The 19915-nt window shown below is 73.9% G+C and carries 24 protein-coding genes; 9 read left to right on the top strand and 15 right to left on the bottom strand.

Annotated elements, in window-relative coordinates:
• Positions 1 to 75 precede the first annotated feature (75 nt).
• From Ae717Ps2_RS25955 to Ae717Ps2_RS25945, 3 genes are all read right to left on the bottom strand, one after another.
• Positions 76 to 909, bottom strand: a complete 834-nt coding sequence (locus Ae717Ps2_RS25955; RefSeq protein WP_075333989.1) for a fumarylacetoacetate hydrolase family protein — start codon at positions 907 to 909, stop codon at positions 76 to 78.
• A gap of 70 nt (positions 910 to 979) precedes the next feature.
• On the bottom strand, positions 980 to 1606 hold the full coding sequence (locus tag Ae717Ps2_RS25950; protein ID WP_075309515.1) for a VOC family protein: 627 nt from the start codon (positions 1604 to 1606) through the stop codon (positions 980 to 982).
• On the bottom strand, positions 1603 to 2025 hold the full coding sequence (locus Ae717Ps2_RS25945; protein ID WP_075309517.1) for a nuclear transport factor 2 family protein: 423 nt from the start codon (positions 2023 to 2025) through the stop codon (positions 1603 to 1605). The genes Ae717Ps2_RS25950 and Ae717Ps2_RS25945 overlap by 4 nt, the downstream gene beginning before the upstream one ends.
• 134 nt (positions 2026 to 2159) lie before the next feature.
• Between Ae717Ps2_RS25945 and Ae717Ps2_RS25940 the strand changes: the two genes are divergently transcribed.
• Positions 2160 to 3857 (top strand): FAD-dependent monooxygenase, encoded by a 1698-nt coding sequence (locus Ae717Ps2_RS25940; RefSeq protein ID WP_198932232.1) that lies wholly within the window; start codon positions 2160 to 2162, stop codon positions 3855 to 3857.
• A 16-nt stretch (positions 3858 to 3873) separates the two neighbouring features.
• Here the strand turns inward: Ae717Ps2_RS25940 and Ae717Ps2_RS25935 are convergent, their stop codons facing one another.
• Positions 3874 to 4857 (bottom strand): SDR family NAD(P)-dependent oxidoreductase, encoded by a 984-nt coding sequence (locus Ae717Ps2_RS25935; RefSeq protein ID WP_075334378.1) that lies wholly within the window; start codon positions 4855 to 4857, stop codon positions 3874 to 3876.
• 63 nt (positions 4858 to 4920) lie between these two features.
• Between Ae717Ps2_RS25935 and Ae717Ps2_RS25930 the strand changes: the two genes are divergently transcribed.
• The gene (locus tag Ae717Ps2_RS25930; RefSeq protein ID WP_198932231.1) at positions 4921 to 5475 is read left to right on the top strand and encodes a TetR/AcrR family transcriptional regulator; all 555 of its coding nucleotides are present in this window, start codon (positions 4921 to 4923) and stop codon (positions 5473 to 5475) included.
• A gap of 124 nt (positions 5476 to 5599) precedes the next feature.
• Here the strand turns inward: Ae717Ps2_RS25930 and Ae717Ps2_RS25925 are convergent, their stop codons facing one another.
• Positions 5600 to 6625, bottom strand: coding sequence for an amidohydrolase family protein (locus Ae717Ps2_RS25925; RefSeq protein WP_075309521.1), 1026 nt, complete (start codon positions 6623 to 6625; stop codon positions 5600 to 5602).
• Positions 6622 to 7170 carry a hypothetical protein gene (locus Ae717Ps2_RS25920; RefSeq protein ID WP_139318894.1) on the bottom strand — a complete coding sequence of 183 codons (549 nt, stop codon included), beginning with the start codon at positions 7168 to 7170 and terminating at the stop codon, positions 6622 to 6624. Before Ae717Ps2_RS25920 ends, Ae717Ps2_RS25925 begins: the two co-directional genes overlap by 4 nt.
• Positions 7171 to 7245: 75 nt before the next feature.
• Between Ae717Ps2_RS25920 and Ae717Ps2_RS36390 the strand changes: the two genes are divergently transcribed.
• A complete protein-coding gene (locus Ae717Ps2_RS36390; RefSeq protein ID WP_139318895.1) occupies positions 7246 to 7632 on the top strand; it encodes a hypothetical protein in 387 nt (128 codons plus the stop codon).
• 16 nt (positions 7633 to 7648) lie between these two features.
• On the opposite strand, the gene Ae717Ps2_RS25910 is transcribed toward Ae717Ps2_RS36390, so the two are convergent.
• Positions 7649 to 8074 carry a helix-turn-helix domain-containing protein gene (locus Ae717Ps2_RS25910; protein ID WP_075309527.1) on the bottom strand — a complete coding sequence of 142 codons (426 nt, stop codon included), beginning with the start codon at positions 8072 to 8074 and terminating at the stop codon, positions 7649 to 7651.
• A gap of 60 nt (positions 8075 to 8134) precedes the next feature.
• Between Ae717Ps2_RS25910 and Ae717Ps2_RS25905 the strand changes: the two genes are divergently transcribed.
• The gene (locus Ae717Ps2_RS25905) at positions 8135 to 8938 is read left to right on the top strand and encodes an alpha/beta fold hydrolase (protein ID WP_075309529.1); all 804 of its coding nucleotides are present in this window, start codon (positions 8135 to 8137) and stop codon (positions 8936 to 8938) included.
• Between the two features lie 139 nt (positions 8939 to 9077).
• Here the strand turns inward: Ae717Ps2_RS25905 and Ae717Ps2_RS25900 are convergent, their stop codons facing one another.
• Complete coding sequence (locus Ae717Ps2_RS25900; protein WP_075333988.1) at positions 9078 to 9683, bottom strand: TetR/AcrR family transcriptional regulator; 606 nt, start codon at positions 9681 to 9683, stop codon at positions 9078 to 9080.
• Between the two features lie 103 nt (positions 9684 to 9786).
• On the opposite strand from Ae717Ps2_RS25900, the gene Ae717Ps2_RS25895 reads away from it, so the two are divergent.
• The 3 genes from Ae717Ps2_RS25895 to Ae717Ps2_RS25885 all read left to right on the top strand — a co-directional run bounded on the left by Ae717Ps2_RS25895 (position 9787) and on the right by Ae717Ps2_RS25885 (position 11768).
• Complete coding sequence (locus Ae717Ps2_RS25895) at positions 9787 to 10371, top strand: hypothetical protein (RefSeq protein ID WP_233147680.1); 585 nt, start codon at positions 9787 to 9789, stop codon at positions 10369 to 10371.
• A gap of 336 nt (positions 10372 to 10707) precedes the next feature.
• A complete protein-coding gene (locus Ae717Ps2_RS25890; RefSeq protein ID WP_020628222.1) occupies positions 10708 to 11055 on the top strand; it encodes a hypothetical protein in 348 nt (115 codons plus the stop codon).
• Between the two features lie 326 nt (positions 11056 to 11381).
• Positions 11382 to 11768, top strand: a complete 387-nt coding sequence (locus Ae717Ps2_RS25885; RefSeq protein WP_020628221.1) for a hypothetical protein — start codon at positions 11382 to 11384, stop codon at positions 11766 to 11768.
• Between the two features lie 61 nt (positions 11769 to 11829).
• Here the strand turns inward: Ae717Ps2_RS25885 and Ae717Ps2_RS25880 are convergent, their stop codons facing one another.
• From Ae717Ps2_RS25880 to Ae717Ps2_RS25865, 4 genes are read right to left on the bottom strand one after another with little or no spacing between them, the layout of a single operon-like run.
• Complete coding sequence (locus Ae717Ps2_RS25880) at positions 11830 to 12255, bottom strand: acyl-CoA thioesterase (protein ID WP_043282665.1); 426 nt, start codon at positions 12253 to 12255, stop codon at positions 11830 to 11832.
• 35 nt (positions 12256 to 12290) lie between these two features.
• Complete coding sequence (locus Ae717Ps2_RS25875; protein WP_075309533.1) at positions 12291 to 13004, bottom strand: S9 family peptidase; 714 nt, start codon at positions 13002 to 13004, stop codon at positions 12291 to 12293.
• Positions 13005 to 13024: 20 nt separating this feature from the next.
• On the bottom strand, positions 13025 to 15553 hold the full coding sequence (locus tag Ae717Ps2_RS25870; protein ID WP_083695375.1) for a cation-transporting P-type ATPase: 2529 nt from the start codon (positions 15551 to 15553) through the stop codon (positions 13025 to 13027).
• Positions 15554 to 15568: 15 nt separating this feature from the next.
• The gene (locus tag Ae717Ps2_RS25865) at positions 15569 to 16135 is read right to left on the bottom strand and encodes a Chromate resistance protein ChrB (protein ID WP_075309535.1); all 567 of its coding nucleotides are present in this window, start codon (positions 16133 to 16135) and stop codon (positions 15569 to 15571) included.
• A gap of 87 nt (positions 16136 to 16222) precedes the next feature.
• Between Ae717Ps2_RS25865 and Ae717Ps2_RS25860 the strand changes: the two genes are divergently transcribed.
• Together Ae717Ps2_RS25860 and Ae717Ps2_RS25855 are read left to right on the top strand one after the other, a co-directional pair.
• Complete coding sequence (locus Ae717Ps2_RS25860) at positions 16223 to 17197, top strand: aldo/keto reductase (RefSeq protein ID WP_075309537.1); 975 nt, start codon at positions 16223 to 16225, stop codon at positions 17195 to 17197.
• A gap of 107 nt (positions 17198 to 17304) precedes the next feature.
• Positions 17305 to 18195, top strand: coding sequence for a hypothetical protein (locus tag Ae717Ps2_RS25855; RefSeq protein ID WP_020627436.1), 891 nt, complete (start codon positions 17305 to 17307; stop codon positions 18193 to 18195).
• A 65-nt stretch (positions 18196 to 18260) separates the two neighbouring features.
• Here Ae717Ps2_RS25855 and Ae717Ps2_RS25850 read toward each other — a convergent pair whose 3' ends face one another.
• Genes Ae717Ps2_RS25850 through Ae717Ps2_RS25840 form a run of 3 tightly spaced genes read right to left on the bottom strand, consistent with a single transcriptional unit; the run spans position 18261 to position 19911 of the window.
• Positions 18261 to 18860: a hypothetical protein gene (locus tag Ae717Ps2_RS25850; RefSeq protein WP_075309539.1), complete on the bottom strand. Its 600-nt coding sequence runs from the start codon at positions 18858 to 18860 to the stop codon at positions 18261 to 18263.
• On the bottom strand, positions 18860 to 19405 hold the full coding sequence (locus Ae717Ps2_RS25845) for a DUF6286 domain-containing protein (protein WP_075309541.1): 546 nt from the start codon (positions 19403 to 19405) through the stop codon (positions 18860 to 18862). The genes Ae717Ps2_RS25850 and Ae717Ps2_RS25845 overlap by 1 nt, the downstream gene beginning before the upstream one ends.
• Positions 19402 to 19911: an Asp23/Gls24 family envelope stress response protein gene (locus Ae717Ps2_RS25840; protein ID WP_233147679.1), complete on the bottom strand. Its 510-nt coding sequence runs from the start codon at positions 19909 to 19911 to the stop codon at positions 19402 to 19404. The genes Ae717Ps2_RS25845 and Ae717Ps2_RS25840 overlap by 4 nt, the downstream gene beginning before the upstream one ends.
• Positions 19912 to 19915 lie beyond the last annotated feature (4 nt).

Here is a 19915-nt window from a genome sequence, read left to right as displayed (position 1 = left end):
TGGTCGATCAGGCGCAGCGGTCGATCAGGCGCAGCGGTCGATCAGGCGCAGCGGTCGATCAGGCGCAGCGGTCGATCAGGCGCAGCGGTTGACCAGGGTGCCGATCCCCTCGATCGCGATCCGCACCTCCGAGCCGGACCGCAGGTAGCGCCCCTGTGGATGCCCGACGCCCGCCGGGGTCCCGGTCATCACGACGTCGCCGGGCTCCAGCGTCGTCTGCCGTGACAGGTAGGAGATCAGGGGTCCGACCGGGTGGATCAGATCGGAGGTGCGCGCGTCCTGGCGCAGCTCGCCGTCGACCCAGGTCTGCAGGTGCAGGTCTCCGGGATCGTCGAACTCGTCCAGGGTGGCCAGGCACGGCCCCATGGGGGTGAAGGTGTCGAAGCTCTTGGCCGCGCTCACGTCCGCGCCGCGTCCCGGGACGAGGCCCTTCTGCACGTCCCGGGCGCTCACGTCGTTGCAGATGGTGTAGCCCGCGACGTGGCTCATCGCGTCGCCGACCTCGACGTCCGTGGCGCGCCGCCCGACGACGACGGCCAGTTCGCCCTCGTAGTCCACGTGCTCGGGCGCCACCCGCGGGAACCGGATCGCCTGCCCCGAGGCGATGACCGACGAGGGCGCCTTCAGGAAGATGTGCGGCTCGTCCGGGTGCTCGGTGCGCCCGACCTCGCTGCGGTGCGCGGCGTAGGCGAAGCCGACGGCCCAGATCTTCGAGGGCCTGGGGATCGTCGGGAGCAGCTCGACCTGCGCGAGGGGGATCCGCTCGCGCACGGTGGCCGCGGCGATGTCCGCGACGTCGTACCCCGCGCGCAGGGCCTCGCCCAGGTCGGGGGCGTCGACGTCGAGCAGGGCGACGGTCTCGCCGTCGTGGCTGCCGATGCCCTTCGTGGTGCTGACGAGCCTGCTCATCGCACTCCCTCGCTGACGCTCGGTCGGCGCTGCGCGAGGCGCTGTGTCGATGATTCGCTCGCGGGCTCGCTCATCGGGCCACCGCCTGGTTGTCGAGGTCGAGGATGTCCGGATCGCCCGCGTGGAAGTGCTCGGCGAACCGGTCGGGATCGAGCTCCAGTCCGGACGGGTTCGCGGCGAACTCCGGGCTCGCCATGAACTCCCGTTCCTGTTCCGGGGTGTCGAAGTTCGAGCAGGAGAACTCGACGACGTTGCCGTCCGGATCGCGGAAGTAGAAGCTCGTGGCCTGACCGTGGTTGGCCGCGCGGTGCGGATGGGTTCCGGCGGCCCGCAGGTGCTCGAACTGGGCGATCAGGTCGGCGAGGGACGCGACGCCGAACTGGAAGTGGTGCAGGCCCGGCCCGGCGGGATCGACGCCCGCGAGGGAGTCGATCCCGAACAGGGCGAGGACCTGACCGTCCCGGACGGGGAAGAAGGCGAGGCGGACGTCCACCGCGCGCTCGGGCATGCCCGCGGGGCGGGGCGGGGCGTCCGGGGCGGGGGTGCGTTCGAAGAACGGGCCGGCGCCCAGGACGTGCGAGTACCAGGCGTGCATCTGCTCGAAGCGCCCGGTCTTCAGCACCAGCTCCGCCATCTGCAGCGGGACGGCCCGCGTCGAGGTCTGCCCCGGTGCGGGCCGGTCGGTCGCGGCGGTCATGCCGCACCTCCGGTGGGTCCGTGCAACGGACGCGAGGTCCGTCGCGCGATGCGCCATCCCTCGGCCGTGCGGCGCAGGGTGTGGGTGGTGTCGAGGATCTTCTCGAGGTCGTAGGTGCCGTCGGCACCGCGCAGGTGGAGCAGCACCAGGCAGCCGAGCGTGATCTCGTCGGCGCTGCGCTCGACGAGGTGCTCGTTGCTGATCAGGTGGGCCGTCTGCCGGTCCGGCATGGCTTCCCGGCGGGTCAGGAACTCGAGGATCGCGTCGCGCCCGTGGAGCCGTTCGCCGCGGATCTCGAACTCCGCGTCGTCGGTGAAGGCGTCGATCCCCGTGGTGGCCCGTCCCCGGTCGATCGCGAGGTGGTAGCCGATCACGTGCTGCCGGCACTGGCTGACGTCGTCGTCGAGCATGAGACCCATGGGCAGCTCCTCTCTTGAGTATGACTCAAGAGTAGTGCTTCCATGGCGGGTGTCAACGCACGGCGGCGGCGCTCCCGCCGCTCCCGGTGGCGGCAGTGCCCAGCTCGATCGACGACGACGTGTGAGGTGCCGGAGTGACACGACCTGCAGCGGACAGCGCGCACCGGACGACCGGGCCGGGGCGCGTGATCGTGGTGGGCGGCGGCCCGGTGGGCCTCTGCACGGCCATCGAGCTCGGCTGGCGGAACGTGCCGGTGCTGCTCGTCGACGAGACGGACGGGTCGGTGGTCTTCCCGGCCGGGGAGGCGATCTTCTCCCGCTCCATGGAGCACCTGCGGCGATGGGGCCATGCGGCCGAGGCGCGTCGCGAGTGCCTGCCGGGCCCGGACCACCCGCACCGCATCCTGTTCATGACCCAGGTGGTCGGGCACGTGCTCACCGAGTTCGACTACGGGGTCACCAACTCCAGCCCCGGCGAGTACGCCGACGTGACCCCCGAGGGCCCCGCATTCATCTCGAAGTTCTCCCTCCTGCCGCTGCTGCAGCGGATCGCGGCCGGACTGCCGGCCGTCGAGATCGCCCACGGGAACCGGCTGGAGGACTTCACCCAGGACGCCGACGGGGTGACCGCCCGCGTCCGGGACGTCGTCACCGGCGTCGAACGGACCGAGGCGGCGGCCTACCTCGTCAGCTGCGAGGGCGGCCGCAGCGGGATCCGGCGCGCGCTCGGGATCGAGCTCGCCGGCGACTTCGCCCAGGGCCACAACTTCGCCGTGCACTTCCGGGCCCCGCGACTGCGGGAGCTGCTGATCGAGCGCGCCGGCGGGCGGGCGGCACAGATCCAGACCCTCGCCTCGGAGAAGCGGCCCTACATCACGGTCGTCGACGGCGTCGACGAGTGGCGTCTGTCGGTCTACCTCGACCACGAGCCGGCCGACGGGGACGCCGTCCGCTGGGTGCACGAGGCCGTCGGAGAGCCGATCGAGACCGAGATCCTGCGGGCCCAGCCGTGGAGCGGGCACCGGGTCGTGGCCGACCGCTACCGGGACGGCCGGGTGTTCCTGGCGGGCGACGCCGCGCACCTGCTGTGGCCCAAGGGCGGCTTCGGCGCCAACACCGGGATCGGTGACGCCGTGGACCTCGGCTGGAAGCTCGCGGCCGTGCTGCACGGCTGGGGCGGCTCCGACCTGCTGGACAGCTACGAGATCGAGCGACGCCCGGTGGCGGTGCGCAACGTCTCCGAGGCGTCGAGCAACTGGACCTCGGACGCCCGGCTGACCCCCGACCCGCTCCTCGATCGCCCGGACGACGTCGGCGCGCAGGCGCGCAGAGTGACCGGCGATCTCATCCAACGGCTGCGTGGACGTGAGTTCCGCAGCATCGGGGTGCAGCTCAGCCACCGCTACGCCGGCTCGCCGATCTGCCTGCCGGACGGCACCCCCGAGCCGCCGGACGAGCCGGACGCCTATGTTCCCTCGACCTGGCCCGGGTGCCGCGCGCCGCACGCCTGGCTCCCCGACGGCAGCTCCACCCTCGATCACTTCGGCCACGGCTTCGTGCTGGTCGCCACGGCCACCGCCGACCCGGCTCCGATGGTCCGTGCCGCGAGCGCCCTCGGGGTGCCGCTGAGGGTGCTGCGCATCGACCGTCCTGCCGTCGTCCGGCTCTATGCGGCGCCGATGGTGCTCGTCCGACCTGACGGCCACGTGGCGTGGCGCGGAGCGAGTGCGCCCGACGACCCGGTCGCGCTGCTGGACCGCGTCCGTGGCGCCGGCCCGCTCGACGACCGAGGAGCTCGAGGAGTCCGCGCAGCTGCGCAGGGAGAACGCTGAGCGGGCACCTACGAGCTCATGGACGGAGGAGCTGCTCCGACACCGTCCACAGCCGGTCGGCGCGGTCGGGGTCGAGCGCCCAGGCCTTCACGCCGTGGGGGTGGTCGGCGAGGTCGGCGTCGTTCGGGACCTCGTAGGCCTCCTGGCAGTCGTCGAGGTAGTGGCCTCCGGACGTCGCGAACTGCGGGTCGACCGCGGCCACCATGCTCGTCGCCGCTCCCTGCTCGACGGTCTTGTAGGTGAACACTCCTGCTGCTTCCGCGGCGGCCAGGGAGTCCTTCTGACGACGGGTGAAGTTCCGCTGCAACCCGGTGGCGACCCCGCCGGGGTTGACGGTGTTCGCGACGACGCCGTCCCGGGCCCATCGTCGGGTCGCCCCCACCGCGAAGAGGGAGTTCGCGGTCTTCGACTGTGCGTAGGCGATCTGGGGGTCGTAGGCGCGGCGGTCGAAGTGGAGGTCGTCGAAGTGGAGGTCGTCGAAGTCCACGTCCGCTCGCATGTGCGCGGTCGAGCTCACCACGACGATCCGCGCTCCGCCCTGATCCGCGGCGCCGGCGACGAGCCCGCGGCGCAGGCCCGTCGCCAGGGCGACGTGGCCCAGGTGGTTGGTCGCGAACTGCAGCTCCCAGCCCTCGGGGGTGCGCTCGAGACCCCCGGTGACCACCCCGGCGTTGGCGAGCAGGAGGTGGAGCGGGCCGCGCCACGCCGCGACGAACCCCTCGACCGACGAACGGTCGGCGAGGTCGAGCGGTGCCACCGCGGGCGCCGGCCTCCCGGTCGACCTGGCGATGTCGGCGGCCACGGCCGCACCGGCGACGGTGTTGCGGACGGCCAGGGTCACCTCGGCCCCCGCGGCGGCCAGGGCGCGGGCGGACTCGGCCCCGAGCCCGGACGACGCCCCGGTCACGACGGCGCGCACGCCGGTCAGGTCGTGCCCCGACAGGACGTCGTCGGCGGTGCTGGTGGCGGAGAAGGGTGTGGAGCGGAGGCCGCGACGCATGCCCACACTGTACAAGATGAACACTTTCTGCCTAGTGCGATCAGCGGCAGCTAGACTCGGCCCGTGACAGCGTCGGAGGCGGTCGGCCGTCGTGAGCGCGTGCTGGAGTCGGCGCTGCTGAGCTTCGCCCGTTTCGGCTACCGGAAGACGTCCATGGACGAGGTCGCGCGCGCGGCGGAGATCTCCCGGCCCGGTCTCTACTTCCTGTTCTCCTCGAAGCAGGAGCTGTTCCGCGCCGCGGCGACCCACGCTCTGGACCGCGACCTCGCAGCCGCGGAACGTTCGCTCGCGTCGACCGCCGAACCGCTGCGCCACCGGATCGTGGACGCGTTCGACCACTGGGCGGGCCGCTACGTCGGCCCCGCGCGCGACGTCGAGGACGTCGTCGCCACCAACCCGGACCTGCTCGGTGAGATCGTCGAGACCGCGCCCGCCAGGTTCCGGCAGCTGATCGTCGACGCACTCGCCCGGACGGTCGACCGCCGTAGGGCCGTCGACATCGCCGACACCCTGATCAGCACATCGGTGGGCGTGAAGCACCAGGTGGAGACCCGTGACGCCTATCGCCGGCGCATCGCCGTCGCGGTCCACCTCCTGGTGCCCGAACAGCCCGACTAGCCCGAACAGCGTCCGGTGGCCGAGCGCGACGGGCGTCCGACGGAGAGCGGCCTCGATGCCCCTCCCCGAGGCCCGCCGACCGTTCCCGTCCGCCGCGCCACGGGCCGTCGGCGCCGCCGCGTCGTCAGAGACCCAGGAGTCGGGCGGCGTTGCCGTGGGTGATCTGCTCGCGTTCCCCGTGGGAGAGATCGAGTCCGCTCAGGAACTCCTGGGTGCCGTCGAGGTGCAGGAACGGGTAGTCGGTCGACCAGATGATGCGGTCTATGCCGACGACCTCGCGGACGTAGTCGAACTGGGGCCGGTGGTACATGCCGCTGGGGGTGACCCAGACGTGGGACCGGTAGGTGTCGCTGATGGTCCTGGACAGTCCGGTGTCGCCGGGGGAGAGGACGTCGTCGAGGCGCGGGAGGAAGAACGGCACCATCTCGCCCCAGTGTCCGCTGATGATCTGCAGGCCGGGGAGCTCGTCGAAGATCCCGGCGAGGACGAGACGCGGGGCGTGGATTCCCGCCTCGTGGTGCCAGCCCCATCCGCCGAGCGACAGTTCCGCGGTGACCTTGTCGTTGAAGCCGGAGTAGTAGGCCTGCTGCACCTCGAGCAGCGGAGGAAAGGGGTGCAGGTAGAGCGGCACGCCGAGGTCGGCGAGGCGGCGCAGGAGCGGCCGGTGGACGGGGTCGTCGAGGAACCCGGCACCGGGTCGTCCGACGATCAGTACGCCGCGCAGGCCCAGCTCCCCGACGGCACGGTCGAGTTCGGCGACCGCCTCGGCCGGACGTTGCCAGGGCAGCGTCGCGAATCCGGCGAGACGGTCGGGGTGCTCGGAGACCGCGGTGGCGAGACGGTCGTTGGCCGCGCGGGCCAGCTCTACCGCGGCGTCCCCGGGAGCGAGCTGGGTGGGGCTCGTCCAGGACACGACGGCCATGTCGATGCCGTGCCGGTCCATGTCGTCGATGCGGCCGGCCCCGAGGTCGGCGCCGAGCCGTCGGGCGGTGTCCATGTCGACGGCGGGATGCCGTCCGTCGACGCGGGGCACGGGCGCGTCGCTCCTGCTCTGCCCGGACATATACGGAGCCTGCTGCCCGAGCGTGGGGCCGGCCGCGGTGTCGGTCGGGCCGTGCAGGGCGTGTTCCTCGATGCAGATGAGGGTCATGCCGTCTCCTGTCGGGCGTCCCGGGCGGGCCCGAGGGCGGCGATGACCGGCCTGAGGTTCTCGGTGCACCAGTCGCGGTAGGTGGTCGGAGTGGTCGTGGCGGGAGTGCGGGTGACGCCTTCGTCGAGGCCCTCGTTCTTCGCGGTGGCCATGTCGGCCATGGCACGTGCCATGCCGGGGGATGCGCCGTGGTCGAGCATCGCGCGGCCGGCGAGTTCCGGGTCCGTCTGCGTGTAGCGCACCGGTCGACCGAGGAGGTCGGCGAGTACGTCGGAGAGCACGGCTGCCATGTCGTTGCCGGAGAGGTCCTCGGGGCCCAGCAACGGTGTCTCGGCGAACCCGCTCCAGGAGCGGTCGAGCAGGAGGTGGGCGGCGGCGTCGGCGATGTCGCGGGTCGCGACGAGGGGCAGCCGGTGGTCGGGAGCCGTGGTCGACGTCAGTGTCGCGGTGTCGTGGAGGGCGCCGGCTGCACGCAGGGTGTTGTCCATGAAGGTGGGGTTGGCCAGCGCGCGGTAGTGGCTGGTGGCGGCGAAGAGGTCGTCCATGGCCAGCGATCCGGTGACGTGGCCGGCCCGGTGGGCGAGCGGGGTGCCACGACCGAGGGCGGAGACCCCGACGACGTGGCCGACGCCGTGTGTGGCGACGGCCTCCGCGCCGGGGCGGCTCGCGTCGCGGGAGGCGGTGACGGGATCGGGTGCGGTGAGGTCGGGAGGCATGAGCCAGAACAGGGCGTCGACGCCGCGCAGCGCGACTACGAGTCCGTGGTCGAGATCCCGACCGCGCGGCTGGCGGCGTATCTCGAACAGCGCACGGGTCTCGCGCCCGAGGCGGCCGACGCCACTGCCCGGGCTCTCGTGGCACGGACCGTGTACCCGGAGGTGATGAGCTGCCTGCTCGGGGTTCGCCCGCCCCTCCCTCGTCGACCGGATCCGGTCACGCTCGCGGACGACGTCGACCTCGACCGGATCCGCTCCTGTGCGGTGTCCCTGGTCCCGGCGGGTCCCTGACGGCGGGCGCCCGTGCTCATCGGCCCGTGCGGGACGCCTCGGTCCGTGTGCGGTGGTCGTCGATGCGGGCCATGTTCTGCTGCGCCCACTCGCGCAGCGCGGAGAGCGGGATCTCGAGGGAGGCACCGAGCTCGGTGAGCCGGTAGTGCACGCGTGGCGGGACGGTGTCCTCGACGCGCCGGGCGACCAGGCCGTCGAGCACGAGGTTCTGCAGCGTCGTGGACAGCATCTTCTGGGAGATCCCCGGTGCGCGTCGTCGCAGCTCGGTGAACCGCAGCTCTCCGCCGTCGGCCAGCGATCCGACCACCATCGAGGTCCACTTCGTGCCGAGCCGGTCGAGCAGGCGACGGGTGGGGCAGTCCGGGGAGAACAGGTCCCCGCGACGGGGGTCGGTCACCCCGGGCTCACCAGGTGCCGTCGACGTGCCGTCTTCCGTCTCCATGGTCGGTGAGCTTAGGTGATCTGGTCACCAGAAGTTACCGACTGGGAGGTCGTCGTGCGGATGGTCGCCGTCAACGGGGTCGAGCTGGCCGTCGACGAGGTGGGGCAGGGGCCGCCGATGGTGCTCGTGCACGGCTTCCCGCACACCGGCCTGGTGTGGTCCGAGGTGCGCGACGCGCTGCGGGAGGACCACCGGGTCGTCGTGCCGGACCTGCGCGGGTTCGGGGCGAGCACCCGCACGGCCGAGGGGCTCGACGCGGGAACCCTGTCGCGCGACCTCGAGGAGCTGGTCGTGGCCCTCGGAGCCGCGCCGGCGGTCGTGGTGGCGATCGACGCCGGTGTCCCCGCCGCGTTCCTGCTCGCCCTGCGCCGCCCGGACCTCGTCGCGCGGCTCGTGCTGGTCGAGTCGACCCTGGGGACACTCCCCGGCGCCGAGGAGTTCTTCGAGGGCGGACCCCCGTGGTGGTTCGGTTTCCACCGGGTTCCGGGGCTGGCGGAGAGCGTGCTGCGCGGGAACGAGGCCGCCTACGCCGGGTGGTTCCTCGACCAGGGCACCCGCGGGCGCGGGATCCGTCCGGCGCTGCGGGCCGCGATGGCCGACGCGTTCGCGCGCCCGGACGCCCTCCGCTGCGCGCTCGCCGTCTACCGGGCGCTGCCCGAGACGGGACGGCAGCTCGCCGCGGCGGTGGCCGAGGCCCGGTTGACGGTGCCCACGACCGCGGTCGGCGCCGCGTCGGTCGGTCGCGCGCTGGAGAACCAGCTGCGCGGGGTCGCCGACGTCCTCGACGGGCACCTGCTCGACGACTGCGGGCACATCGTGCCCCTCGACCGGCCCGACGCGCTCGTGGCACTTCTGCGCACGTGATGCCGGGGCGCTGTCGTCCCGGCCCTGTCGACGAGCCGCGCCGGCGGCCGCACATCGCCCTGCCTGGCGTCGGATCGCCGTCCTTCCGGCCCGGCGGAGTGCACGGACTTCGGGGTGCAGCAGGCCCGCGATCGCCGCCTCAGTGGGTCAGCGTGAGCAGCCCCTCCAGCCCGCGCCGGAACGCGGCGCCGACGTGGCCCGCCCCGTCGATGTCGGCACCGGCCATGGCCCCGTCGCGCATCATCAGGAAGTGCTGGGCCGCGTGCTCGGGTCGCCCGCGCCCCGGTGCGGACCCGAAGACCCTGGCGAACAGTTCGGTGAGGCTGGCGACGTACCAGCTGCGGTGCTCGGCGACGACCCGGCGCACGGGGTCCTCCGGGTCGGGGAACTCGGCCGCGGCCTTGAGGAACGCGCACCCCCGGAAGTCCGCACCGGTCAGGTCGTCCACCAGCGCGGTGCCGACGGCGCGGACGGCGTCGTCGGGGGTGGCGGCCGAGGCGACGGCGTCCTGGAGGGCGGCGCGGGTGTGGGCGTCGACGCCGCGCAGGTAGGCGACGACCAGCGCCTCCTTCGAGGGGAAGTGCCGGTAGAACGTGGCGCGCGTGGTGGGGGTCTCGGCGAGGATCCGCTCCACACCGACCGCCCGGATGCCCTCGCGGTAGAACAGCCCGCTCGCCGTCGCGAGCAGCCGCTCGCGGGCCTCGGAGCGCCCGGCCCCGGACGTCGTGCGTGTCGGTGCAGCCACGGCCCCACGTTAGCAGAAAGAACGATCGGTCTTGCTTATGGCGAGTCAGGCGTGCATGCTCGGGTTCATAGGAAGAACGGTCTTTCTCCCTCCAGGAGGCATCATGTCGAGCTCGCCCACCACCGGTCGGCGCACCGTGCGGACCCCCCGCCCGGGGCCGGTCGACGGCACCGTCGCCCTACGGCGCCTGTACCTCGCGCGGTTCGCGTTCGCGCTGCTCTGGGCGGCGCTGCTGCTGCCGAACGCGGCGGAGGTCGGCCCGCTGACCGCGGCGCTGCTGGTGCTCTACCCGCTGGTGGACGTGGCCGCCGCCGTGATCGACGCCCGCTCCTCGCGTGCGACCGGGGTGGCTCCGGGCCTGTACGCCACGATCGTCCTGGGCGGGTTCGCGGCCGTCGGGCTCGTCGTCGTCCTCGGCTCGGGCGTGCCGGCGGTGCTGCGGGTCTGGGGTGCCTGGGCCGTCGTCGCCGGGGTCGCCCAGCTCGTCGTCGCCCTGCGGCGTCGTGCGGCGGGCGGCCAGGGGGCCATGATCGCGAGCGGGTCCCTCTCGGTCGTCGCGGGCGCTTCGTTCGTGCTGATGGCCTCGGGCGGCGAGGCGTCCCTGACCGGGGTCGCCGGCTACGCCCTGCTCGGTGGTGTCTTCTTCCTGGTGTCGGCGCTGAGGCTCGGCCGGGTCGCGTCCGCGTGACGGTGACACGGTGACGGTGACACGGTCGACGGGCCGGCCGTCCGTGTCAGGGTCCAGGACGTGTCGTCGGTTCCCGACCCGCCGGTCGGCGTCGGCCGGGAGGCCGGGGCGCCGGGTTTCGTACCGTCGTCGTGCAGAACGGCCGACTCGGCGACGAAACCGTATCGTGTGAATAACTGACCCTCGGTGATTGTTCCCCACGATGGTGTTTCCCGGGTTGATCCGTGCGCTTTCCGCCCCCTATCGTTCTCCTCAGCCGGTTCGAGCTCCCCCCTTTGTCGTCGGACCGGCACGTGCCCGGATCCGCATGGATCCGTGACTCACCAGGAGAAGACTGTGCAGAAGAAGAAGGCCGGTTTCGTCGCCGCCGTGTCCGCCGTCGCCCTGATCGGCCTGTCGCCGCTGGCGTTCGCCGGCTCGGACAGCGTCATCGACAAGGACGCGAAGGGCCTCGTTGCCGGCCTGAACGGCAACAACGCCCAGGTTCCGGTCCAGGCGTGCAACAACAACATCCCGGTCAACGTCCTGGGTGTCCAGGTTCCGGTCGAGGACGCGGCTGCGGCCAACGGCCTCACCGGTGGCGCCGGCATCCTGGGCGAGGGCAAGGCCAAGTCGGGCGACTCCGTCACCGACCAGTCGGACAACTGCGGCCAGGAGGCCGGCGCGGGCGACTCGGTCAACTGACCGGATCCTCTCGCTGACGTGCCCCGGGGCCTTCGCGGCTCCGGGGCACGTCCGTGTCCGGAGTGGGGCCCGCGGGCACCCGCCGTGGTCGTCGTCGCCGGTTCGGGTGGCGTTCCGGGCGATTCGCCTCGATCACATCCGACCCCATCGTGGGAGTATCCGAACGGAAAGTGATTTGGCCACCCGATGGTGGTAGAAGAATTGTTCGGGCACTCCCGCCCCGCTAGATTCGCAGCCAGTCGGCACGGGCTCCCCCCTTTCTGTCAGCGTGCCGACATGGAACGGGGCCTTCACCACGGCCCTGACACCTCATCAGGAGAAGAACTGTGCTGAAGAAGGCCGGAATCATCGTCGCGGCGTCCGCCGCGTCCCTGCTCGCCGTCTCCCCGCTGGCCTTCGCCGGCGACTACGCGGGCGACTCCGCCAAGCACCACGGCAAGCACGAGTCGGGCCACATCGACAAGGACGCCAAGGGCCTGCTCGCGGGTGGCCTGAGCGGCAACAACATCAACGTGCCGATCCAGCTCTGCAACAACAACATCCCGGTCAACGTCCTGGGCGTGCAGGTCCCGGTCGAGGACGCGAACCTGCTGAGCGGCATCACCGGGGCCCTCGGCCTGGGTGGCAAGGCCAAGGCCGTCTCCGGCGACTCGGCCACCGACCAGTCCGACAGCTGCGGCCAGACCTCCGGCGCGGGCGACTCGATCGGCTGATCTCTCCGCACCTCGACGTGCCCCGGGACGACGTGGTCCCGGGGCACCGTCGTGTCCGGGGTCAGCCCCCGGCCCGGCGCACCTCGCGACGCCGGCGAGCGTCGTCCCGGCGACGGCGCTCGGTGTCGTTCGACGGGACCAGCTCCGGGACCGGGACCGGACGCCGGTGCTCGTCCATCGCGACCATCGTGAAGTAGCAGCTGTTGGCGTGCCGTTGGGTCCGCTCGGTGATGTTCTCCGTGGTGACCCGGATGCCGACCTCCATCGAGCTGCGCCCGGTGTGGTTCACCGACGCCTGGAACGTCACGAGCTCGCCGATGTAGATGGGCTCGCGGAAGCGGACCCGGTCCACCGAGAGCGTCACGACGTAGGTCTCGGCCCAGCGGCTCGCACACGAGAACGCGACCTGGTCGAGCAGCTTCAGGATCGCGCCACCGTGGACGTTGCCGGAGAAGTTCGCCATGTCCGGCGTCATCAGCACGGTCATCGTCAGCTGGTGACGGGGCAGGCCGCCGGGCGCGCTCACGTCGCCGCCGCCAGGATCTCCCGGGTCACCGTCCGCCAGGCCGCCGACAGCGGGTCGACCACCGCGAAGTGGTCGCAGCCGGGCAGCTCGACGAGCCGTACCGACGGGTGCCGGCCGGCGTAGGAGCGGGAGACGGCCGGCGGGACGCGCTCGTCGGCGTCGCCGTGCACGATCGTCACCGGTCCGGGCGGGGTCGGGCCCGCCGCCGGGTCCAGGTCGGTGCGCCCGGCCGCGGGGCCGCCGAGATAGGCGCGGACCGCGCCGTCGCCGAGGTTCTCCGCGTCGGCCAGCGCCAGGTCCGCGACCGGGGCGAGCGACACCGTCGCCCTGATCAGCGACGGCTCGACGGCCGCGGCGTGCAGCACGAGGTGCCCGCCCGCCGAGTGCCCCACCGCGACGACCGGTCCGGCGATCGCGTGGGCGGCCCGCAGTCCGGCGAGCACGTCGGCGACGGTCGCGTCCGGGTCGCCGGGCGCCCGGCGGTACTCCAGGGACGCGACGGGCAGCCCCAGCGCGTTCACCGCACCCGCCGTCGACCGCAGGTGCACCCGGTCGAACCGGGGCCGCCAGAACCCGCCGTGCACCAGCACGACCAGCGGGCGGCCTGGCCCGCCGTCCGGCCACAGGTCCATGACCTGGTCGGGGTCGTCGCCGACGGCGACGACACGGGGCGGCTCGGGGGCCGGGCGGGAGAGGACCGATCCGTTCACGACCGGTGGTCTAGCACGGATCACCCCGCCGGGCGTGCCGTGGCGGCCCGCCGCCGGCCGGCCTTGCGCAGCTCCAGCACCGCGACCGCGGCCACCGGCACGAGCACCGCCGCGATCCACTGCGGACCGGTCAGCGGGGTCAGCCGCAGCGTCTCCCGCAGCGCCGGCACCGTCGTGGCCACCCACACGGCCGCGGCGGTCACCACCGTCCACCAGGGCAGGAACCGGTTCGCGAACAGACCCGACCGCAGCACCGGTGTCCGCTCGGTCCGCATCACCCAGGCCAGCGCCAGGTGCCCGGACAGCCACGCCACGAACGCCACCGTCTGCGAGGCGGTCACCAGGTACAGCCCGCCGACGGCGACGAACAGCGCCACGGCCCCCGCGGCGAGGTCGCCGAGCAGGGCCCGGTCCAGGAAGCGTGCGCCCGGGTCGCGTGGCGGGCGGGTCATGGCGTCGCGCTCGGCGGGTTCCGCGGCGAAGGTCGCGCTGCCCGCGATGTCCATGAACATCTCCAGCACCACGATCTGGATCGGGGTGAACGGCACGGCCATCCCGGTGAGCACCCCGGCGGCGACGGTCGCGACCAGCCCGGCCTTGCAGGCCAGGTAGTAGGCGACGCCCTTGCGCAGGTTCCCGTGCAGCGTGCGGCCCTCGTGCAGGGCACGGGTGAGGGTGGAGACGTCGTCGTCGGCCAGCACGAGCCCGGCCGCCTCGCGGGCCACGTCGGTGCCCGACGAGCCCATGGCCACCCCGACGTCGGCCCGGGCCAGCGCGGGGGCGTCGTTCACGCCGTCCCCGGTCACCGCCACCACCTCCCCGCCGGCCTGCAGCGCCGTGACCAGGCGCAGCTTGTGCGCGGGCGTGACCCGGGCGAACACCGGCGTCGACGCGACGGCGGCGGCCAGCGTCGCGTCGTCGAGACCGTCGAGGTCGCGGCCGGTCAGCACCGGGTCGGGGTCGATGCCGACCTCGGCGGCGACGGCCCGGGCACATGCGGGGTGGTCCCCGGTCAGCATCACCACCCGCACCCCGGCCCGTCGTGCGGCGGCGACGGCCTCGGCGGCACCCGGGCGCGGCGGGTCGGACAGCGCCACGAGCCCGGCGAGGACGAGGTCGCGCTCGGCGGCGCCGACCGTCGCCGGGACCTGCGGCGCGGGCCTGCTCGCCACCGCGATCACGCGCAGGCCGCGGGCGGCGAGCACCGCGACCCGGCCCGCGGTCTCCGGCGACGGCGCCGCGCACCGGGCCAGCACCGACTCCGGCGAGCCGGTGGTCACCACGGTGGCGGTGCCGGAGGCGCCGGCGGGCAGGACGACGGTCATCGTCTCCCGGCCGGGGTCGAACGGGAACCGGGCGACCGGCTCGGCGGGCGTGGGCAGGCCACGGTCGCGGGCGGCGACCAGGAACGCGACGTCGGTCGGGTCGCCGGACCAGCCGCCGTCGGGCTCGGGGGCGGTCTCGGTGCAGGCCGCGCCGAGGGCGACCACGGTGTCGCCGTCCGTGCCCGGAGCCGGTTCGACCCGCGCGACGGCCATCCGGTTGCGGGTGAGCGTGCCGGTCTTGTCGGTGGCCAGCACCGTCACCAGTCCGAGCGCCTCCGCCGCGCGCAGCCGCCGGACCAGCCCGCGTCGCCGGGACAGCCGGTGCGCGCCGAGCCCGAGCACCAGACTGACGATGATCGGCAGCTCCTCCGGGACCGTCGCGAAGGCCAGGGTGAGCCCGGTCAGCACCATCTCCCGCCACGGCCGACCGGTCAGCACCCCGATCAGTGGGACGAGCACGCTGAACGCGATCGCCAGCGTCGCGAGGCTGCCCGCGAGCTCGCGCATGGCCTGCTGCAGCGCGGTCCGGGGCGGTCGCGCGGCGACGACGAGCCCGGTCAGCGTGCCGAGCTCGGTGGCCGTCCCCGTCGCGACGACGACACCGCGGGCCCGCCCGGCGACGACCGTCGTCCCCGCGAACACCAGGTTCGTCCGCTCGGCCAGCGCGGCGTCGCCGGGCAGCACCCTGGCGGCGTCCTTGGGGGCGGCGACGGGCTCCCCGGTGAGGGTCGACTCGTCGACGCGCAGACCCCAGGACTCGACCAGGCGCAGGTCGGCGGGCACCCGCGAGCCCGCGGCCAGCGGCACGAGGTCGCCGGGCACGACGTCGGTGACATCGACCGAGACGGTGCTCCCGTCGCGCACCACCGGCGTCGTCGGGGCGGTGAGCTCGCCCAGCGAGGCGATGACCGACTTCGCCCGGAACTCGGCGAACACCTCGACCCCGACGACCGCCGCGATGATCACGACGACGGCGACGGTGTCGTCGAACCTGCCCCAGACGCCGTAGAGCACCGCGATCGCCGCGAGGAGCAGCATCATCGGCTCGGTGACCTCGTCGGCCATTACCCGCAGGAAGGTGACCCGGCGCGGGACCACCCACCGGTTGGGGCCGTGCCGCCGGTGACGGGCTGTGGCCTCGGCGTCGGTCAGACCCCGCACGGCGTCCGTGCCGAGGTCGTCCACCACCGCCGCGCCGGTCGCGGCGTGCGCCCCGGTGCTCACCGGCTGCCCACGGCCTCAGTCCGTACGCGGTGGCAGGTCGGGGGCCACGCCCTCGGCGCGGTACACGGCGGCGGTGAACGCGTCGAGTGCGTGCCGGCAGCGGTCGAGCAGGGCCTCGGCGTCCTTGCCGCGCTCGTCGGGGAAGAAGTCCCGCGACGAGATCGTCGCCAGCCAGCGGGTGAGCCGCTCCAGGTCCTGCTCGTTCTCCTCCAGCTCGGCGAAGGAGTAGTTGTCCCGGGAGGACTCCTTCGCCAGCTCCGCCAGCAGCGCCTCGCCGCGCTCGGTGAACTCGGCGAACTCCTTGCCGTGCTCGGCGCGGATCCGGGCGACGATGCCCTCGTCGCTGCTCCCGGCGGCGACGTCGAGGGCGAACGCGGTGCCGCCGGCCTCGCGGACGTAGGTCGCGAGCCCCTCCAGGAACGTGCGGTGCTCGTCGGTCGCGGGCAGCACCCACGCGCCGTTCTGGAGGCCCACCGCGCCCGCGGCGCGGGCCCGGCGCCACAGCGTGACCCGTGGGCTCGAGGGCGCGGCGGGCAGCTGCGCGAGCAGCAGGACCCAGCCGGCTGACGGCGCGTCGGTCATGCCGGGTGACGGTACCGGGCCGCCACCGGCGTGCAACAGGTGTTTCGTCGGGTGGGGCGCCGGCGTCGGGTGGGGCAGGCTGGGGGCATGCCCGCCCCCGCCCACCGTCTCGGTCTCGGCCTGGCCGCGATCGCCCGCCCCGCCTACATCACCTCCGGCCGCGCCGCCGAGCTCGGCGACGCCCGCGACGTCGCCGACCTGCGCGACCGTTCCCGTGCCCTGCTCGACGCCGCGTACGCCGCGGGCGTCCGCTACGTCGACGTCGCCCGCTCCTACGGCCGCGCCGAGGAGTTCCTCGCCGGCTGGCTCGCCGACCGGCCCGGGGTGACCGGCGGCGAGGACCCCGTCGAGATCGGCTCGAAGTGGGGCTACCGCTACGTGGGCGGGTGGCGGACCGACGCCGACACCCACGAGATCAAGGACCACTCGCTCGACGCCTTCACCGAGCAGTACGCGATGAGCCACCAGCTGCTCGGCGACCACCTCGGGATCTACCACGTGCACTCCGCGACGCTCGACACCGGCGTCCTCGACGACGAGCGCGTCCACCGCGCGATGGCCCACCTGCGCGACCGGGGGATCCGGGTCGGGATCTCCACCTCCGGCCCCGCCCAGGCCGACGCGGTGCGCCGGGCGCTGGAGGTCCGGGTGGACGGCGAGCCGCTGTTCACCTCGTTCCAGAGCACCTGGAACCCGCTCGAACCCTCGGTGGGTCCGGCGCTGGCCGAGGCCGCCGACGCCGGGGCCCGGGTGATCCTGAAGGAGGTCTTCGCCAACGGCAGGCTCGCCCCGGGCGGTGAGGACGGCACCGAGGGCGCCCGTGCGGCCGCGGCGCTGGCCGCGCGGACCGGGATCGGGCTGGACCGGATCGCCGTCGCCGCGGCGCTGGCGAACCCGTGGGCGTGGCGGGTGCTGCTCGGCCCGGTCGGGACCGACCAGCTCGCGTCGAACCTCGCGGGCGCGGAGCTCACGCTGCCGGCGGACGTGGCCGAGGAGCTCGCCGCGCTGGCCGAACCGGCCGAGAGCTACTGGCGCACCCGCTCCGCGCGCCCCTGGAGCTGACCCGGCGTTTCCCGGCGGTCATACGCTCGTTTACCTTCCAGCCACCTTGCGGTCGGAGTCGACGTCGCCTGCTGATGCCGCCCGGCCGCCGGTGAAGAGGAGGGGACATGACCGCCCAGGACCATCTCGCCCGGGGCCGCGGCGCCCAGGGCGGCGGCGCGCACAGCGCCGACGACGACCCGGCCACGGTCGTCATCCCGCGCGTCACCGAGGACGCCGGGGCCGGTCCGCGGCCCGCGGGGGCCTCCGGGGCCGCGAGCCCGGCCCCCGCGGAGCCGTCACCGCAGGCTCAGGCCGCCGCGCCCGGCGCACCGCACCTGGCGCTGGTGCGTCGCGGGCCGGTCGTCGGCACCGCCGCCGCGATCGTCGCCGTGCTGGCGCTGGCCCACTACGGCGCCGCCGTCTACGGCATCGGGCGGCCCGGCTTCGAGATCCCGGCCCCGATCCGGCTGGGCACCGAGCTGAACATCTCGACCTGGTTCAGCTCGGCGCTGCACCTGACCAACGCGGCGCTGCTCGCGCTGATCGCGGCGAACTCGGTGCGCCGCGAGCGGTGGCGCTGGATCCTGCTCAGCCTGTCCTGCGCGGTCGTCGCGATGGACGAGACCGCCGCGAACCACGAGCAGGTCGGCTGGATCATCCACACCACGTTCGGCACCAGCGGCTTCCTGACCTACGCCTGGATCATCCCGGCCGTGGCGCTCGTCGCGGTGGTCGCGGTGCTGTGCCTGCCGATGGTGCTGCGCCGGCCGGGGGCCTGGCTCGTCGTCGCCGGGGCGGCGGTGTTCCTGCTCGGCGCGGTCGGGCTGGAGTCGGCCGGTGGGGCGCTGTTCGAGCAGACCGGCGACGTGCAGTCCTTCACCTACAACGTCCTGGCCGGCACCGAGGAGACCCTCGAGATGGTCGGTCTGGTCATCGCCATGGCCGGGCTGCTCCGCATGGCGGGCGGCAGCGGCCTGCGGATCGCCGGCGCCGGGTTCGTCGACCGGTCCCGCTGACCCGCCCGCACACGACGACGGGGCCCCGGTGATCCGGGGCCCCGTCGTCGTCGGTGTGCGGTCGCTCAGCCCACCCGCGAGTGCGCCTTCTCCTCGGCCAGGCGCAGCACCAGGTCGGCGCGACCGGACTCGATGTCCAGTGCGGACCGCAGCCGCGGCAGCGCGTGGTCGGTGATCCGGGTGCGCAGCGCGGCGAGGTCGGCACCGTCGTCCGCGGTCACGTCCAGGTGGATCTCCGGACGACGGCGGTCGCCCACGAGTGCGGCGGCGGCGCGCTGGACGCCGTCGTAGCTCTCGATGTCGGCGGCCAGGGCGTCCGCGGCGTGGTCGGAGTGGATCCGGGTCGTCCCGGCGTCCCGGCCCGCGACCTGCGCCGACGGTAGCGTCCATGCCGAGGTGCGGGGCGTGCGACGAGCCTGGGCGAGCAGCCAGCGCAGGGCCAGCAGCCCGACCACGACCGCGACGGCGAGGGTCACCCACGGCGCCCACGCGGGCAGCGTGAGACCGGCGGGCAGCAGCGGGACCGAGGGGTCGATCCCGGGAAGCACCTGGCGCAGGACGCCGGTGCCGAACAGCAGCCCGAACACCCCCGCGGCGAGCAGGACGAGCCCGATCAGGAACAGCAGGGTCCGGTTGAGCCGGGACGGTGGGGTCGCGCTGGCCATCACGCCTCCTGCTGCTTCGTGCCGGTCACGGACACCGTGATCTTCGGGCTGCGGGCCGGTCCGACGGCGTCGAGCCGCTGCGCGACCGCGCTGCGGACCCGGTCGCGCAGGTCCCTGGGGTCGCCGAACGCGGCGTGCGCGGTGACGGCGGCGCGGCGGCCGGTGTTCTTCACCGATGCCTTGGTGATGCCGTCGACGTCGGTGGCGGCGTCGGCCAGCGCCCGGTTCAGGCTGCGCCGGGTGATGCCGGAGTCGAGCTTCTCGGCCCCGTCCGCGGAGGCCAGCGGGAACACGGTCGGCGTGCCCGGCCGCAGCGCGACCACGACGAGCACCAACCCGACCAGCGCGACGACGCCGGACGCGACGAGCACGGGCACGTCGGCGCCGGTGTACCCGGCGACGGTGGAGCCCAGCAGGCCGAAGTCGAGGATCGGCTGCTGCCCGAGGAGCAGCTGCACGACCGCGACGGCGACGACGACGCAGAGCGCGAGCAGGACCAGCGCCACGATGCCCGCGGCGAGGGACTTGCGGGGGCGGCGGATCATTCGAGCTCCCTCCCGGCCGGGCGGGCGGCGCCCGGGATGGTGAGCGCGGTGACGACGACGTCGACCCGCGTGACGGACAGCCCGGTCAGCGCCTCGACCTGCCGCACGACGTGCGCGCGGGCGCGGTCGCAGACCGCGGCGACCGGGGACGGGTAGGCGACGGAGATCCGCGCGTCGATCCGGGCCCACTGCCCGGAGACGGTCGCCTCGACGCGCGGGTGGCCGTCGGCGTCGTCGCGGCCGAGCATCCGCCCGACCGTGCCGGTGCTCCCGCCGACGCCCTCGGTCTCCTCCAGGGCGCCGAGCGCGATCTTCTGCACGACCTGGTCGGCGACGTCGACCCGGCCCCGGTCCTCCGGGGCCGTCCCGGCGGAGGCGTCCGCGGAGCCCGTGCCGGTGTCGATCGAGCGGGTCGGGGTGTCGTCCGGCGGGGGCGGGGGGAGACGGGTGGCCCGGATCGTCTCCGGGTCCCCGGTCGCCGTCCCCGTCGGCTCGACGGTGCTCACCGGG

Source organism: Pseudonocardia sp. Ae717_Ps2, assembly GCF_001932475.1.
Lineage (GTDB): Bacteria > Actinomycetota > Actinomycetes > Mycobacteriales > Pseudonocardiaceae > Pseudonocardia.
The sequence above is the reverse complement of the archived record's forward strand: the minus strand, read 5'-3'. Positions and strand labels throughout refer to the sequence as shown.

What these genes read in the sequence shown, in the direction of transcription:
- Ae717Ps2_RS25850 (WP_075309539.1), bottom strand. Translation starts at nt 18,860, where the DNA reads ATGGCCAGCGCGACCCCACCGTCCCGGCTCAACCGGACCCTGCTGTTC.
- Ae717Ps2_RS25865 (WP_075309535.1), bottom strand. Translation starts at nt 16,135, where the DNA reads ATGACCGACGCGCCGTCAGCCGGCTGGGTCCTGCTGCTCGCGCAGCTG.
- Ae717Ps2_RS25855 (WP_020627436.1), top strand. Translation starts at nt 17,305, where the DNA reads ATGACCGCCCAGGACCATCTCGCCCGGGGCCGCGGCGCCCAGGGCGGC.
- Ae717Ps2_RS25845 (WP_075309541.1), bottom strand. Translation starts at nt 19,405, where the DNA reads ATGATCCGCCGCCCCCGCAAGTCCCTCGCCGCGGGCATCGTGGCGCTG.
- Ae717Ps2_RS25935 (WP_075334378.1), bottom strand. Translation starts at nt 4,857, where the DNA reads ATGCGTCGCGGCCTCCGCTCCACACCCTTCTCCGCCACCAGCACCGCC.
- Ae717Ps2_RS25905 (WP_075309529.1), top strand. Translation starts at nt 8,135, where the DNA reads ATGGTCGCCGTCAACGGGGTCGAGCTGGCCGTCGACGAGGTGGGGCAG.
- Ae717Ps2_RS25920 (WP_139318894.1), bottom strand. Translation starts at nt 7,170, where the DNA reads ATGGACGACCTCTTCGCCGCCACCAGCCACTACCGCGCGCTGGCCAAC.
- Ae717Ps2_RS25950 (WP_075309515.1), bottom strand. Translation starts at nt 1,606, where the DNA reads ATGACCGCCGCGACCGACCGGCCCGCACCGGGGCAGACCTCGACGCGG.
- Ae717Ps2_RS25925 (WP_075309521.1), bottom strand. Translation starts at nt 6,625, where the DNA reads ATGACCCTCATCTGCATCGAGGAACACGCCCTGCACGGCCCGACCGAC.
- Ae717Ps2_RS25910 (WP_075309527.1), bottom strand. Translation starts at nt 8,074, where the DNA reads ATGGAGACGGAAGACGGCACGTCGACGGCACCTGGTGAGCCCGGGGTG.
- Ae717Ps2_RS25880 (WP_043282665.1), bottom strand. Translation starts at nt 12,255, where the DNA reads ATGACCGTGCTGATGACGCCGGACATGGCGAACTTCTCCGGCAACGTC.
- Ae717Ps2_RS25945 (WP_075309517.1), bottom strand. Translation starts at nt 2,025, where the DNA reads ATGGGTCTCATGCTCGACGACGACGTCAGCCAGTGCCGGCAGCACGTG.
- Ae717Ps2_RS25860 (WP_075309537.1), top strand. Translation starts at nt 16,223, where the DNA reads ATGCCCGCCCCCGCCCACCGTCTCGGTCTCGGCCTGGCCGCGATCGCC.
- Ae717Ps2_RS25955 (WP_075333989.1), bottom strand. Translation starts at nt 909, where the DNA reads ATGAGCAGGCTCGTCAGCACCACGAAGGGCATCGGCAGCCACGACGGC.
- Ae717Ps2_RS25895 (WP_233147680.1), top strand. Translation starts at nt 9,787, where the DNA reads ATGTCGAGCTCGCCCACCACCGGTCGGCGCACCGTGCGGACCCCCCGC.